Raw genomic sequence first — 13,688 nt, forward strand, 5'->3', positions numbered from 1 at the left:
GTCAGTGATTTTGGGGTTACAACACCTTTCAGGGTATTGACCGAAGCAGATTCAATGCATCCGGGCGGTCCGCTGGTCTATTGCACAGTGTCCAGCAAAACATCCTTGATCAGCGCCAGTTGATCCGAGCGGGCCATCTTGGGTGACAGGTGTAAGACTAGCTTTCGCGGAAGGTCAACAATGCCTGCGAAGGGGCGCACCAGCTCGCCGCTGTCCAGAAAACGCTGCACCAAGGCTTCGTGCGCCATCAGAACGCCGCCGCCGTGCCGCGCTTCCTCCAGCGCGACGGCGAACAGCGAATGCTCTGTCCCGCCAGAGGCGATGCCGCCAAGATCGGTCTGCGCGGACAGCCAGTGCTCCCAATCGTTGGACCATGTGCTGTCGCGAAGTAGTGTTTCGTTGCGCAGGTCTTCAAGGCGGGTCAGGCGCGCGGCTACGTCCGGGGTGCAAATCGGGAAGATGCGATCCCGCAGCACTTCGATATCGTTTGGCCCCAAGGGGTCCGAGGTGAAAAACAGCGACATATCAATGGGTTCGCGCACCAGATTCGGCGGCTCTTCCAGGGCGATGACGGATACCTGCAAATCCGGGGCGATCTGGCGCAGCTTTCCCAAACGGGCGGGTAACCAGTACTGCGCCAAAGACGGCAGCGTCGCCAGTTTGATCTTGTTGGGTGCGACCTGCTCGCGCAGCGCATGGACGGCGAGGCCCAGTTGGTCAAAGGCGCGGGTGAACTCGGGCACCAGCGTTTCGGCCATCGGAGTCAGCGCAACGCCACGGGCGCTGCGGACGAACAGCGGGGTCTCTGCCCAGGCTTCCAACGTCTTGATGTGCTGGGTGATCGCGCCGGGCGTGACCGACAGCTCCTCTGCCGCTGCCGAGAAACTGCCCAAACGCGCCGCGGCCTCGAACGCGCGCAGGGCGTTCAGATGTGGGCCTTTCGGACGGGGTGGCGAGACGGGCATGGCGCGCTTTCAGTTAGATTGAGTTTTTCTACACCAAAATAATAGCAATACTGATTTGCGCGATCCAGCCCCTCTGCTTGATCCTGAATGCGACACCTCTTCAGGAAAGCGAGGACGCTATGACTTTTCAATTCAATACGCCGGTCGCCCAAACCGATCCACTGATTGCGGATGCGCTGAACAATGAAAAGCAACGTCAGCAGGATCAGATCGAGCTGATCGCGTCCGAAAACATCGTCAGCCGCGCGGTGTTGGACGTTCTGGGGCACGAGATGACGAACAAAACGCTGGAAGGCTATCCCGGCAATCGCTTCCACGGAGGCGGTCGTTTCGTGGACGTGGTCGAGCAAGCCGCGATTGACCGGGCAAAGGCTCTATTCCGCTGCATTTACGCCAACGTGCAGCCCCATTCCGGCTCGCAGGCCAATCTGGCCGTGTTCTTTTTGCTGCTGAAACCCGGCGACAAGGTTTTGTCTTTGGATCTGGCTGCTGGGGGGCATCTATCGCACGGGCTGAAAGCCAACCTCTCCGGCCGCTGGTTCGAGCCGCACCATTATGGGGTCGATCCGGAAACCGAGGTGATCAATTATGATGAACTGGAACAACAGGCCATGTCGCTGAAACCAAAGCTGTTGATCGCCGGCGGATCAGCCTATCCGCGAGAGATTGATTTCGAGCGCATGGGCCAGATCGCCAAGAAAGTGGGCGCGTGGTTCCACGTGGACATGGCGCATATTGCGGGGTTGGTCGCGGGTGAGGCGCATCCCTCACCGTTCCCGCACGCGGATATCGTCACCTGCACCACCACCAAAACCCTGCGCGGCCCGCGTGGGGGACTGATCCTAACCAACAACGAGGACTGGTTTAAGCGCCTGCAATCCGCCGTATTCCCCGGCGTTCAGGGCTCGATCCACACGCAGGTTCTGGCGGCGAAAGCGGTCTGCTTGGGTGAGGCGATGACCGACGAGTTCAAAGCCTATGCGCATCAAGTCAAGGGCAACGCCGCCACCTTGGCCAGCACGCTGGCTGCGCGCGGAATTCGCATCGTTTCTGGTGGAACAGACACACATATTGTGCTTTTGGACCTCAGCGGGACGGGTCTGACCGGCAAACGTGCCGAGGTGGTTCTGGAGCGTGCCAACATCACCGCCAACAAGAATGCGATCCCCAATGACAGCCCCCGCCCGCCCGAATGGGTCGGCCTGCGCCTTGGGGCAAGTGCTGCCACCACGCGCGGCATGAAAGAGGCCGAGTTCGCCCAGTTGGGCGAGATCATCGCAGATTTGATTGACGTCGAGGCTGCCGGGGATGACGCCGCCCGTGATGCGGCTTTGTCCACGGCTGCGGGCAAGGTGGCCGGACTCTGCACTGCCTTCCCCGCCTATTCCGGCTGATGCGAGCCCTTTGCCGACTTGCCGTGCCCCGCCTGTGAAATCAGGCGGGGTTTCCGCGTTATCTGACCGACGCGCAGGTGTCGTTTTCAGAGAAGTCAGAGGGTGATTTGCCACTAGAGTGATTCGTAACAGGAATGCTGAACCGGAGGGATCCCATGCAATCTCATGCGAAGGTCGTTGTTGTTGGGGGTGGCTGCGTTGGCGCCTCGATCCTGTATGGGCTGACGGAACACGGGTGCTCGGATGCGGTGATGTTGGAGCGCACGCAGCTGACGGCGGGATCCACCTGGCATGCGGCGGGGCTTCTGGTGACCTTTGTGCGGTCTCACAATGTTTCGAAAATGACGCTGGAAACGATCCGCATCTATACCGAGGTCGAGAAGAAGCTGGGCATGTCAGTCGGCCTGAAGAAGGTCGGACAGCTGCGCGTGGCCAACACGCCGGAGCGTTGGGACGAGTTCCAAAGCTATCTGTCCGTGGCCGAGGCGGCGGGCGTTCCCTGCAAACTGCTGACCCCGGAAGAGATCGCCGAGGTGCATCCGCTTTTGAACCAAAGCAACAGCATTCAGGGCGGCATCCTGCATACCGAAGACGGCTATGTGAACCCGGCCGACATCACGCAAGCGATGGCCAAGCTGGCGCGTGATGCGGGGGCGAAGATCTACCAGAACACCGAGGCGCAGAGTTACGAAAAGCTCGAGAACGGATTGTGGAAAATAGTCACTAATCAAGGCGAAATCACTTGTGAGCACCTGATTTTCGCCACAGGTAACTACGCGCGGGAAAACGCCCGTCGGGTGGGTCTAGACCTGCCCTGTATCCCGATCGCGCACCAGTACTGGACCACCGAAACGGTGCCGCATCTGATCGACCGCAAGAAAGAGGGGCTGCCGGAATACCCGATCCTGCGGGACGAGGATTACGGTGCCTATCTGCGTGAAGACACGGGTGGCCTTCAATTCGGTCCTTACGAGTTCGAGAAAGACCTGAAGCTGTTCGCCGAGGACCGTGTGCCGCCAGAATTTGGCGCTGACCTTTTGCCCGAAGACTTCGATGCCGTGGAGACCCAGTGGGAACGCGCCATCGAACGTGTGCCGGTGCTGGGCGAGGTTGGCATCAAGGCCAACACCCGCGGCCCGTTCCAGATGACGCCCGACGAACTGCCCTTGGCCGGCCCCGCGCCGGGGCATGACAACCTGTGGCTGGCCGAAGGCATGCCCGGCGGCATCCTGTGGGGCGGCACCGTGGGCAATCAGCTGGCGCAATGGATTCTGAATGGGCAGCCGGGCATTGATATGTCCGAGCTCGATCCGCGCCGGTTCGGCGACTATGCCTCGAAACGCTGGACGATGGATAAAGTGCGCGAGACATGGGGCACGCATATGCATGCGCACATTCCGGGCGAGGATCTCTATTCCGCGCGCCCGATGCGCACTGTTGGGTCTTATGACCTGCTGACGGCCAAGGGCGCGGTGTGGACGACCTATAACGGCTATGAGTTCCCCAAATGGTTCGCGCCGACGCACGAGGAAGCGATCCCCGTGGCGTCTTTCCGCCAGACCCACGCATGGGACCATGTCGCGGGCGAGGTGAAGACGACCCGCGAAGACGCAGGCTTCATCGAAATGTCCCCCATGACCAAGTTCACGGTGCGCGGGCCGGGGGCGGCGGCGTGGCTGGACGGGTTGATGGCGAACAAGCTGCCCAACGTGGGACGAATGACGCTGTCATTGATGCTGAACGAGCGCGGCGGCATGGATGCCGAATACACCATCGTCCGCGACGCCGAGGATGCGTTCTATCTGGTCTCGACCCCCAACGGGCAGGTGTACAACTGGGACGAGCTGTCCAAGCGCCTGCCGGAGGATGGCTCGGTTCAGATGGAAGACATCTCGGAACAGTACGGCGTGGTCGCGCTGGCTGGACCGAAATCGCGCGAGATTTTGCAGCCGCTGACTGACAACGACCTGTCGAACGAAGCCTTCCCGTGGCTGACCGCCCAGATGGGCGAAGTCGGCTATGCCAAGGGCGTGCGCCTTCTGCGGGTCAGCTATACCGGAGAGTTGGGTTGGGAAATTCACCATCCCGTCAACTACAATCGCCACATCGTTGATCTGCTTCTAAAGGCGGGCGTGCGGCCCTTCGGGGCGCTGGCATTGGAAAGCATGCGGCTGGACAAGTCCTATCGCGCAATCAACCGTGAGATTTGTAAGGACATGACCCCGTTCGAGGCCGATCTGGGTCGCTTCGTGGCGATGAACGACCGCGACTTCATCGGCAAAGGCGCTTTGCTGAAACAGAAGGAAGAGGGCAAATATAAGACCCTAATCACGCTAAAATTGCCCTTCTGCGAGACATCGGTGATCGCGTACGAGGCGGTTTATCACGACGGGCAGATCGTTGGACGTGTCACGTCCGGCGGGTTCTCGTATCACTGTCAGCATGACATCGCGATGGCGCTTGTGCCGCAGGAGCTGACCGCTCCGGGCACCAAGCTTCAGGTGAAAATCCACAACGAACTGCGAGAGGGCGAGGTGATCGACACCTGCGCCTATGATCCGGAAAACCTGCGCCCGCGCGCCTGATCGGATCGTTTCATTTGCAAGAAAACAGTGGACGTTGCCATGTTAGCGCCCATACATAGGGACCCAGAATAGAAGTGAGGCCGGCTAATTCCGAAAGCCGGGTCTATTTAAGGGAGTCCCATAGATGAGCGCCTCAGCTTATGTATATCAATCCATCGCGCAGTCGCTGGTGGATCACGACCACACAACCATGTTCGGCCTGATGGGCGATGCGAACCTGTTTATGGTTGACCACTATGTCCGCGAATGTGGGGGTGAATTCGTCCCCGTCGCGTTTGAAGGCAGTGCCGTATTGATGGCGCTGGCCTATGGCCGCGTGTCCGGCAGCGTTGGCATTGCCACCGTCACCCACGGCCCCGCCCTGACCAACTGTGTCACCGCCCTGACCGAGGGCGTGCGCGGACGTGTTCCCATGGTGCTGTTGGCGGGCGACACGGCTGTCGCTAACCCGCAGAACCTGCAAAACATCGACCAACGCGAGACGGTGAAGATTACCGGCGCGGGGTTCGAGCAGATGCGCTCGCCCCAGACAGCATCCTATGACGTGGCGCATGCCATTTACCGCGCGCAGGTCGAAAAGCGGCCCATCGTGCTGAACATGCCCGCCGATTTCATGTGGGAAGAGGCCACGCATGAAAAGCACGTCTTCCCAGCGTTCTCGGCCCCCGCACATGTGCCCGAGGGCGACGATCTGGACGAGGCTATCGGCATGATCGCTTCGGCCAAGCGCCCGATTATTCTGGCGGGGATCGGCGCAAAGGATTCGGTGGATCAGATCATCAAACTGGCCGACCGTTTAGAAGCACCTCTGGCGACCACGCTGAAAGCCAAGGGGATGTTCAACGACCACCCGTTCAACATTGACATCTTCGGTACGCTCTCGACCCCCGCCGCGTATGAAGCCATCGCCAAGGCGGACTGTGTTGTGGCGTTCGGGACGTCCTTGCATCACTTCACCACCGACAAGGGTGCGCTGATGAAGGGCAAGCGCGTGGTGCAGGTGAATGACACCGTGACCGAGGTGTCCAAGAACTATCACCCCGACGCGGCTTTGGTCGCTGATGCGGGCCTGACCGCCGACAACATCGTCTGGTGGCTGGACGAGGCCGAAATCCCCCCCAGTGGTTTCACCGCCGAGCTGGATATTGATGCTCTGACTGCTCACCCGAAAGGCAATCCCGACAAATCCGCGCCCGGTTTTGTGAATTTTGAATACGCGCTGGACCGTCTGGACGCAGCGTTGCCCAAGGACCGCTTCCTGACCACGGATGGCGGCCGCTTCATGACCGAGGTCTGGTGCCGTGTCGCCGCCCCTAACGCGGAAAGCTTCATCGCCACGACCAATTTCGGCTCGATCGGGCTGGGACTTCAGGTCGCCATTGGCGCGGGGTTTGCCGTGAAGGACCGTCCTGTGGTTCTGTTCACCGGGGATGGTGGCTTCATGATGGGCGGCATCAACGAATTCAACACCGCCGTGCGCATGAAGCAGGATCTGGTTGTGATCGTTGCCAATGACAGCGCCTATGGGGCTGAGCATATCCAGTTCCTCGACCGTAAGATGGATCCGGGCCTGTCGATGTTCGACTGGCCGTCTTTTGCGGAAATCGGCACCGCGCTGGGCGGGCAGGGCATCTATGTGGACAGTGTCGAGACGCTGGAAAGCGCCATCACCGCGATTGATACCCGCACGAAACCGCTGCTGATCGAGCTGCGGCTGGATCCGAATGACGTGCCACGGATGCGTATCTAATCCGGGCGCTTAGGCGCTTAGATCGGTCAGGATCCGGTCCATCATCGCGTCGCAGGCGGCCAGTTCCGACAGGTCTACGCCCTCGTCCGCTTTATGGCCGTCGCGCGCCATGTCGCCGGGTCCGATCACCACGGTGGGGATGCCTTCAGCAGCGAAGAACCCGGCCTCGGTTCCGAAGGCGACCTTGGTGGTGTCAGGGGTGTCCGCCATCTGACCCGCCCAGCCGACAACCGGATCATCGATGGGCGTTTCCAGCCCGTAATAGGCATTGGTTTGTGTGATCTCGACACTGTCGGGGCGGTCGAACGCCGTGCTAACGCGTACAGCGATTCCATTCAGTTCGGAAAGGATGTCTGCTGCCGGTACCTGTGCCAGATGACGAAATTCCATCTCTAACTCGGCCAAATCCGGGACTATGTTCAGCGCGCGGCCTCCGGTCATACGCCCGATATGAACGGTCGAGTAAGGGATGGAATAGGCCGCATCGGTCGCGCCCATTGCCAACCGATCCTGAAGCGCGCGAACCTCGTCGATGAAGGTTGCGGCGACATGCAAGGCGTTGGTGAAGTTCGGCGCCAGCGCGCTGTGACCTGCCTCGCCGTGACAGGTCACGGTCAACGCCACCTTGCCCTTGTGCCCCGTCGCTACCTGCATCGCGGTCGGCTCGCCCACGATCAGCGCGCGGGGGCTGCCCAGAAGGGGTGCCAGCGTCGGCATCATCTGGCGAATGCCCACGCAGCCGATTTCCTCGTCATAAGAAATCGCAAGGCTAAGCGGTTCGATAAGCGTGGCTTTCGCAGCACGTTCCGCCATCGCAAGCGCTGAAGCGAGGAACCCTTTCATATCCGTGGTCCCCCGCCCATGCAGGCGATCTCCACGGCGGGTCAGGGTGAACGGGTCGCTGGACCAGTCCTGCCCGCTGACCGGCACCACATCCGTATGCGCGGACAGGCAAACGCCGCCCATTTCAGGCCCAATCCGCGCAAACAATCCGGCTTTCTGACCGCAGGGCGACGGGATGCGCACCACGGCGAACCCAGCGCTTTGCAGCAGGTTTTGCACATAGCGGATCAGCTCTAGATTGCTGTCCTTGCTGACGGTCGGAAAGGCGATCAGCCGATCCAGAATGTCTAGTGTTCTCATGCGGTACTTCCGTCTGGTGTCGGCGGGATGGCGTGCCCCGGATAATTCCAGTCACGAATGACCGTCGCGGCGTGGTCGATAAAGGCGTTGACCGTCAGCACGTTTCGCGCGCCTTCGGGGATGATCAGGCCCAGTTGCATGGGGCGCTGTTCGCCTTTCAAAGGGATAAAGACCAAGCGCCGCCCGTCCGGAGAAAGGTCGGAATAGGGTCTAATATTGGCGATTGCATAGCCAAACCCGTTGGCCACCATCGACCGCATCACCGCCATATCCCGCGTGCGTTCGACAATGCGCGGCTTGCGGCCTGTCTGGTCAAAGAAGCTGAGGAAATAGTTGCTGCTCAGCGGCAGGTCCAACAGGACCATCGGATAGTCCAAAAGCTCGGCCACCTCGACCTCGTTCTGGCGGGCAAGGGGGTGGCCTTCGGGCACCATCGCGTAAGGGGGCAGGGACCGAAGCGGCACAAACTCAAGATCCGGCGGGATTTCAAGGTCATAGGACAGCGCCACGTCGATCTGCGCCCGACGCAGCTGCTCGATCAGGGTCAACTGGTCGGTTTCGATCTGGCTGACGCGGACATCCGGGTATTTCAGTTCAAACTGCCGTCGAATCGCGGGCAGAAGCACCTGCGCGAAGGTCACAAGGCAGCCGATGCTGAACGGTCCCTGCACATTGCCCGAGATATCCCCCGCCAGCCGGTTCAGCGCGTCCGCTTCCTGTAGCACCAGCTTGGCCTGCGCCATGAACTGCCGCCCGGCCTGCGTCAGGCTCAGCCCATGGGCGTGCTTGCGCACGAAAAGCGGCAGGCCGAACTCGTCTTCCAATTGGGAAATCGCCGCCGAGATCGACGGCGACGACACATTCACCCGCGCGCTTGCCTGCGCGATCGAGCCTTCCTCGCCCACGGCGACGAAATATTCCAACTGACGAAGAGTGAACCGCAAAGCCATCGTGCGATTATGCCTTACGGTTCATATGGTTCAAGCCTGATACGTGTGAGGTATGACTTAACATCACTCTCCTATTCGGCGGCCACGACATCCCTGTCTTGGCGCGCCAGCCAGATCTGGAAGTCACGGATCGTTCCTTCATAGTCGTCACCCGCCAGTGGGCCCTCGAGCGCGTGTTCAGAGCCCAAGGCCACCTGCATCCGCTCAAGCTTCTCACGATCCTCGCGGTTGACCTCTTCCCACAGCTTGATGCGGTCGGCGATGGTCGCGTCGTCCAGATCCTCGCCATAGACGGACATGGTCCACTTCACGCGGATTTCACCAGCGCTGAGCGGGAAAATCGACAGCGAAACCAACAGGCTGGCCGCTTGGCTGGCGACCTGTGTCGGGAATTTCGCAAACAAGGTCGAGCGCATGCGTTCGTCACTGCTCAGCCCCTCGGCCCCATATCCGCGTGGCGGGATCGTGTCGGGATAATTCGCGGCATATGAGGTGAAATCCTCGCCCGCCAACAGCTTGCGCGCCAGTCCGGTGGGGGTGTAGCCATGCAGGGTTTGCGGGTGCACCACGGACAGGTGATAGCCTTCCATGAAGTTCTCGACGAGGCATTTCCAGTTGGTCTGCCAGTTCTCTTCGGCCACGTGGACCAGACGGAAATTCTCGGTCTTGTAGGGGGCCAGCAGGCCGTCCAGATCCGGGTGGTTAAACGGCGCCGCGTTGATGTCCAGGTTGACGTAAACAAAGCCGTTCCACAGATGCACATTATGCCCGTGCAGGCGGCAGGTCTTGCTGTCAAACCCGGCGTTTTCCATCCGCGCGGCACGCAACAGCGCCCCGTCGCGGCCATAAGCCCAAGCATGATAGGAACACACAAACCGCTTCACATTGCCTCGCCCTTCGGCCAGCGGCATGCCCCGGTGGCGGCAGACATTGGCCAGCACACGGACATTCCCATCGTCGCCGCGCACGACGATCAGCGGTTCTTTCAAAAGCTGCACGGTGAAGAAGTCGCCCGGCTCGGGGATTTCGTCCGCGCGACCCAGACAATGCCAGTTCCAGCGCAACACCGTTGCGGCCTCGTGCTCGAACTGCGCCTGACTTGTGTAATACGCCCCAGGCATGCCCATCGGGCGATCGGCCGGCAAGGCGGCCAAATCCTGAAGCTTCGTTCTTAAATCACCCATCTTACCCTCCGTTTCCTGTTGCGTTTTGGGGTTATTCGTCGCCGGGCACGCCGTAGGACGGCGCCTCGCGCGGGTCGAGCGCGCGTTGGACATAGGCGTCCAGCTGCGGCTTATAGATCTCCCACACGGTGGCGATGTTTTCGATCGGACAGTCCTCGGTCCAGTCGCAGCGCAGATCGGCGACGGGCCATGCGACCTTGTCGACCAGCATCATGCCTGCCGAATGCACGGGACCCGCCTCGCCGCCCGCGGCAAGGCCTGCGCGCATCGCGGCGATCAGCCGGTCGCCCAGATGGCCGGAACTGGCCAAGAACCCGTCCACGATGGCCTGCGGCACGCCGTCATTGGCCAACAGGTTCCCACCCGAGGCCACATCCGGCCCCTGCGCCTGCGTCCAGATGCCAAGACTGTTTGGGCCGGAATGAATTGCCGTCGTGCCGTTTTTGTCCACCGCCAGAACCTGCCGGTATTCGATGAACCGGCCCAGATCCTTAACGCCGGCAATCGCCTCGCCCGCGGACATGCCGCCCTGCATGAGATCCAGCGCCAGCGGTCCCAACATTGGATCCGTCACATTCTGCGATGCCACCGCGCCGACGCCCGCCCGTGCATAAGCGCACCGCGCCGCTACTGCTGGGGACGATGATGATATCGCCACTCCGAACATGCCAGTCTCTGCGCAACGGGCTACCAGTGAAAACGTCATCCAAGTTTCCTTTTTCTTGTCCGAAATATCCTCGGGGGAGCGCGAGGGGGCAGACAGCCCCCTCGCTTACCGTTTAGTCCGGGATCACCGCCGTCCCGTCGATTTCCACCAGCCATTCAGGCCGCGCCAGCGCCTGCACCACCAGACCCGTCGAGACGGGGTACACGCCTTTGATATACTCGCCCATGGTGCGATAGACGGCCTCGCGGTGGCGAACGTCGGTGATGTAGACGACCACCTTCACCAGATGTTCCATCTCGCCGCCGGCCTCTTCGATCAACTGGCGGATGTTCTGCATCACCTTGTGGGTCTGTTCGACCGGATCATGGCTGTCGATGTTGACGGCATCGTCCAAGTTCTGCGGGCACTGGCCGCGCAGATAAACGGTTTTGCCGCCCTGCGTGACAACCGCCTGACACAGGTCATTGTCCAGATTTTGCTCGGGGTAGGTGTCCGAGGTGTTGAACTTGCGAATGCGGGTATGGGCCATGGGGCGTCCCTTTATGTGGTTGTCAGGTGGCGGCGCGTCCGGCCTCGATCCGGGCCATCAGATACTGCGCGAAGTCATAGTTGGGGCGTTCCAGATGGCTTAGGTGCCCCGGAACGGCGCGGTCCGAGGACAGGCCTTTGAACACTTTCTCGGTGCAGCCGCGATCTTCGACATTCACGTCATCCAGAAGCGCCTTCAGATCCGCGAAATTCTGGTCGATATCCGCGTCATCGGCAAAGTCGTTGGACATGCCGCCACCAAAGCGGATCTGTACTTGGCCCGGTCCTTTCGGATGCAGCGACAGATACCAGAAATAGCCCGGCGTCAGGGTGATCAAGAGGCTTGGATAGAGCGCCAATAAGTATGTCGTGCGCCGCTTATCGCCCTTGAGGCGGTCATTATTCGGATGCGCCATGGCGATGCGCAGCGATTCTTCTTTCAGGATTGTGTGATAGTTAAACGCGGGCAGGCCCGGCGGGCAGATCATATCCTCGAGCTTCGACAGACCGCCGATCGTGCCCGCATGACAAACCGGCAGGTGATAGCTTTCCATGAAGTTCTCGGCCAGCACCTTCCAGTTCGTGTCCCAGACGTGCTCTTCATAGAACGCCTCGGTGTAGTTGGTCATGTCATAGCCTGCGATCATCTCTTCAACTTGGGACAGCTGATCAGACACGTCGGGCGCGTCTTGGTTCAGGGTGATGAACACCCAGCCCAGCCATTCCTGACATTTCACCTGCGGCAGCTGGTACTGGTCCTTGCAGAACCCTTCGTTCAGGGTCATCGCCGGGGCGCCGCGCAGGCTGCCGTCCAGATTGTACGTCCAGGCGTGGTAAGGGCAGACGATTGCGCGGGTCTTGCCGTTGCCGTGCAAAAGCGTCGACATGCGATGCAGGCAGACGTTCGACATGGCGCGCAGTTCACCGTCCCGGTCGCGGATGACCAGAACCGGCTGACCGGCAAGCTCGCAGGTGGTGTACTGGCCCGGTTCCTTCAGCGCATCCGCCCGGCCCACACAGAACCAATCTTTCGAGAAGATATGCTCCAGCTCTTCCTTCAGGAACGCGTCGGAGGTGTAGACCGAGGGCGGCATGGCATGGGCTTGCTCGAACGGTTCGGCGGTGTTCTGGCGAAGTTCCTCTACGGGGTCGATGTGATCTTTGGCCATCTGAGTTCTCTTTCGTTGAGCTTATTCTGCAGCCGAGGACACAACAGCCGCCGGGCCGTCATAATCCAGATAGGCGCGCTGGATTGCGATCTGATCTGCGACGTGTTTCGCGTCGTGCCAGACCCCCCACAGGAAGGTCGAGCCGCGGCGGGATTGCCACGGCAGGCCAAGGAAATAGACGTCCGGTTCGACCGACACGCCACGCTGGTGGATCGGCGCGCCTTTGTCGTCGAAGGCGTCGAATTTCATCCAATTGAAATCCTGCCGGAACCCGGTGGCCCAGATGATCGTCGTGATCCCTTCCTTGGCCAGATCAACGGTGCGGATTGGGTTGGTCAGGCAGTCGGGATCGGGGAAGGCGATGCGGGCCTCGGGCTCTTCCGGCAGGGACAGGCCGGTGCGGTCCAGATAGGCGTCGGCGGCATCCAGCATTTCGCTGTAATTGGCGTCACCTGCGGCCACATTGGCTTGCAGGTCGTCGCGGAAGGTCAGTGTGCCATCCTCAAACCCGTCGGCCATGCCCAGAAGCGTGACGCCTTCGCCCGCCAGACGACGAAAATCCATTGTATTGCCGCCATATGCCCCAGAGACCGAGATCGTTACATGTTCCGTCCCCGGATTCGGCGCGGCCAAATCCCACAGGCCCAGCACACCCAGCCACCAGACGAAATCGCGACCACGATAGCGGCGCGGCGGGCGGTCATGCGGCCCGACCGACAGAAAAACTTTACGCCCCGCGCGGTTCAGCTCGTCCGCGATCTGGGCACCTGATGATCCGGCCCCAACCACCAGCACCGCCCCCTCGGCCAACTGCGCGGGGTTCTTGTAGTGGTAGGAGTGGATCTGCGTGACCTTCGTGGTCTCTGGCACGATGGGCGGGATCACGGGATGCTGGAAAGCACCGGTTGCAGCGACAATGCGCTTGGCGTGGATCTCGCCGTCCGAGGTTTCGACCCGGAACCCGGCTTGATCAGGCAGGCGTTCAGCTTTCAACACCTCGACCCCGGTGCGCACGGGGGCGTTTACCATCTGCGCGTATTCTTCCAGATAATCCGCAACACGGTCCTTGGTCACGAACTCGTCCGGGCCGTTGCCCTTAAATTCAAGGCTAGGGAAGCGGTCGTGCCAAACGGGCCCGTTGGTCACCAGCGCGTCCCAGCGCCCTGTCCGCCACGCCTCGGCCACGCGGTTCTTTTCCAGAATCAGATGAGGCACGCCGCTGTTTCCAAGGTGTTCGCTGAGGGCAATTCCGGCCTGTCCGGCACCAACAACAAGCGTATCAATGGTTTCAACGGGCATGTGTCTGGTCCTTATGTCTGAATGTCGTCTCGGCGCAGGGGAAGGGCGGGGCGC

At 60.8% G+C, this 13,688-nt stretch carries 11 protein-coding genes; 3 read left to right on the forward strand and 8 right to left on the reverse strand.

Annotated features, from left to right (window positions below; all coding sequences use genetic code 11):
• Positions 1–77: 77 nt before the first annotated feature.
• Complete coding sequence (locus tag MWU53_RS08610) at positions 78–965, reverse strand: LysR substrate-binding domain-containing protein (protein ID WP_247092434.1); 888 nt, start codon at positions 963–965, stop codon at positions 78–80.
• Positions 966–1,084: 119 nt separating this feature from the next.
• On the opposite strand from MWU53_RS08610, the gene glyA reads away from it, so the two are divergent.
• The 3 genes from glyA to MWU53_RS08625 all read left to right on the forward strand — a co-directional run bounded on the left by glyA (position 1,085) and on the right by MWU53_RS08625 (position 6,694).
• Positions 1,085–2,359 (forward strand): serine hydroxymethyltransferase, encoded by a 1,275-nt coding sequence (gene glyA / locus MWU53_RS08615; protein ID WP_247092436.1) that lies wholly within the window; start codon positions 1,085–1,087, stop codon positions 2,357–2,359.
• 155 nt (positions 2,360–2,514) lie between these two features.
• A complete protein-coding gene (locus MWU53_RS08620) occupies positions 2,515–4,944 on the forward strand; it encodes an FAD-dependent oxidoreductase (protein ID WP_247092438.1) in 2,430 nt (809 codons plus the stop codon).
• A 124-nt stretch (positions 4,945–5,068) separates the two neighbouring features.
• Entirely contained in the window at positions 5,069–6,694 is a 1,626-nt protein-coding gene (locus MWU53_RS08625; protein ID WP_247092440.1) for a thiamine pyrophosphate-binding protein, read from the forward strand.
• Between the two features lie 9 nt (positions 6,695–6,703).
• Here the strand turns inward: MWU53_RS08625 and argE are convergent, their stop codons facing one another.
• The 7 genes from argE to MWU53_RS08660 form a co-directional block, all read right to left on the reverse strand.
• On the reverse strand, positions 6,704–7,837 hold the full coding sequence (argE, locus tag MWU53_RS08630; protein ID WP_247092442.1) for an acetylornithine deacetylase: 1,134 nt from the start codon (positions 7,835–7,837) through the stop codon (positions 6,704–6,706).
• Entirely contained in the window at positions 7,834–8,787 is a 954-nt protein-coding gene (locus MWU53_RS08635) for a LysR family transcriptional regulator (RefSeq protein WP_247092443.1), read from the reverse strand. The genes argE and MWU53_RS08635 overlap by 4 nt, the downstream gene beginning before the upstream one ends.
• A gap of 71 nt (positions 8,788–8,858) precedes the next feature.
• Positions 8,859–9,971, reverse strand: coding sequence for an aromatic ring-hydroxylating dioxygenase subunit alpha (locus tag MWU53_RS08640; protein WP_247092445.1), 1,113 nt, complete (start codon positions 9,969–9,971; stop codon positions 8,859–8,861).
• Positions 9,972–10,002: 31 nt separating this feature from the next.
• Positions 10,003–10,677, reverse strand: a complete 675-nt coding sequence (locus tag MWU53_RS08645) for a DUF1028 domain-containing protein (RefSeq protein ID WP_247092447.1) — start codon at positions 10,675–10,677, stop codon at positions 10,003–10,005.
• A gap of 73 nt (positions 10,678–10,750) precedes the next feature.
• Positions 10,751–11,167: a RidA family protein gene (locus MWU53_RS08650; RefSeq protein WP_247092449.1), complete on the reverse strand. Its 417-nt coding sequence runs from the start codon at positions 11,165–11,167 to the stop codon at positions 10,751–10,753.
• 22 nt (positions 11,168–11,189) lie between these two features.
• Entirely contained in the window at positions 11,190–12,335 is a 1,146-nt protein-coding gene (locus MWU53_RS08655; RefSeq protein ID WP_247092451.1) for an SRPBCC family protein, read from the reverse strand.
• A gap of 21 nt (positions 12,336–12,356) precedes the next feature.
• On the reverse strand, positions 12,357–13,634 hold the full coding sequence (locus MWU53_RS08660) for an NAD(P)/FAD-dependent oxidoreductase (protein WP_247092453.1): 1,278 nt from the start codon (positions 13,632–13,634) through the stop codon (positions 12,357–12,359).
• Between the last annotated feature and the right edge of the window lie 54 nt (positions 13,635–13,688).

It is taken from the genome of Aliiroseovarius sp. S1123 (assembly GCF_023015885.1).
GTDB lineage: Bacteria > Pseudomonadota > Alphaproteobacteria > Rhodobacterales > Rhodobacteraceae > Aliiroseovarius.

What these genes read in the sequence shown, in the direction of transcription:
- MWU53_RS08620 (WP_247092438.1), top strand. Translation starts at nt 2,515, where the DNA reads ATGCAATCTCATGCGAAGGTCGTTGTTGTTGGGGGTGGCTGCGTTGGC.
- glyA (WP_247092436.1), top strand. Translation starts at nt 1,085, where the DNA reads ATGACTTTTCAATTCAATACGCCGGTCGCCCAAACCGATCCACTGATT.
- MWU53_RS08640 (WP_247092445.1), bottom strand. Translation starts at nt 9,971, where the DNA reads ATGGGTGATTTAAGAACGAAGCTTCAGGATTTGGCCGCCTTGCCGGCC.
- MWU53_RS08635 (WP_247092443.1), bottom strand. Translation starts at nt 8,787, where the DNA reads ATGGCTTTGCGGTTCACTCTTCGTCAGTTGGAATATTTCGTCGCCGTG.
- MWU53_RS08655 (WP_247092451.1), bottom strand. Translation starts at nt 12,335, where the DNA reads ATGGCCAAAGATCACATCGACCCCGTAGAGGAACTTCGCCAGAACACC.
- MWU53_RS08610 (WP_247092434.1), bottom strand. Translation starts at nt 965, where the DNA reads ATGCCCGTCTCGCCACCCCGTCCGAAAGGCCCACATCTGAACGCCCTG.
- MWU53_RS08645 (WP_247092447.1), bottom strand. Translation starts at nt 10,677, where the DNA reads ATGACGTTTTCACTGGTAGCCCGTTGCGCAGAGACTGGCATGTTCGGA.
- MWU53_RS08650 (WP_247092449.1), bottom strand. Translation starts at nt 11,167, where the DNA reads ATGGCCCATACCCGCATTCGCAAGTTCAACACCTCGGACACCTACCCC.
- argE (WP_247092442.1), bottom strand. Translation starts at nt 7,837, where the DNA reads ATGAGAACACTAGACATTCTGGATCGGCTGATCGCCTTTCCGACCGTC.
- MWU53_RS08660 (WP_247092453.1), bottom strand. Translation starts at nt 13,634, where the DNA reads ATGCCCGTTGAAACCATTGATACGCTTGTTGTTGGTGCCGGACAGGCC.
- MWU53_RS08625 (WP_247092440.1), top strand. Translation starts at nt 5,069, where the DNA reads ATGAGCGCCTCAGCTTATGTATATCAATCCATCGCGCAGTCGCTGGTG.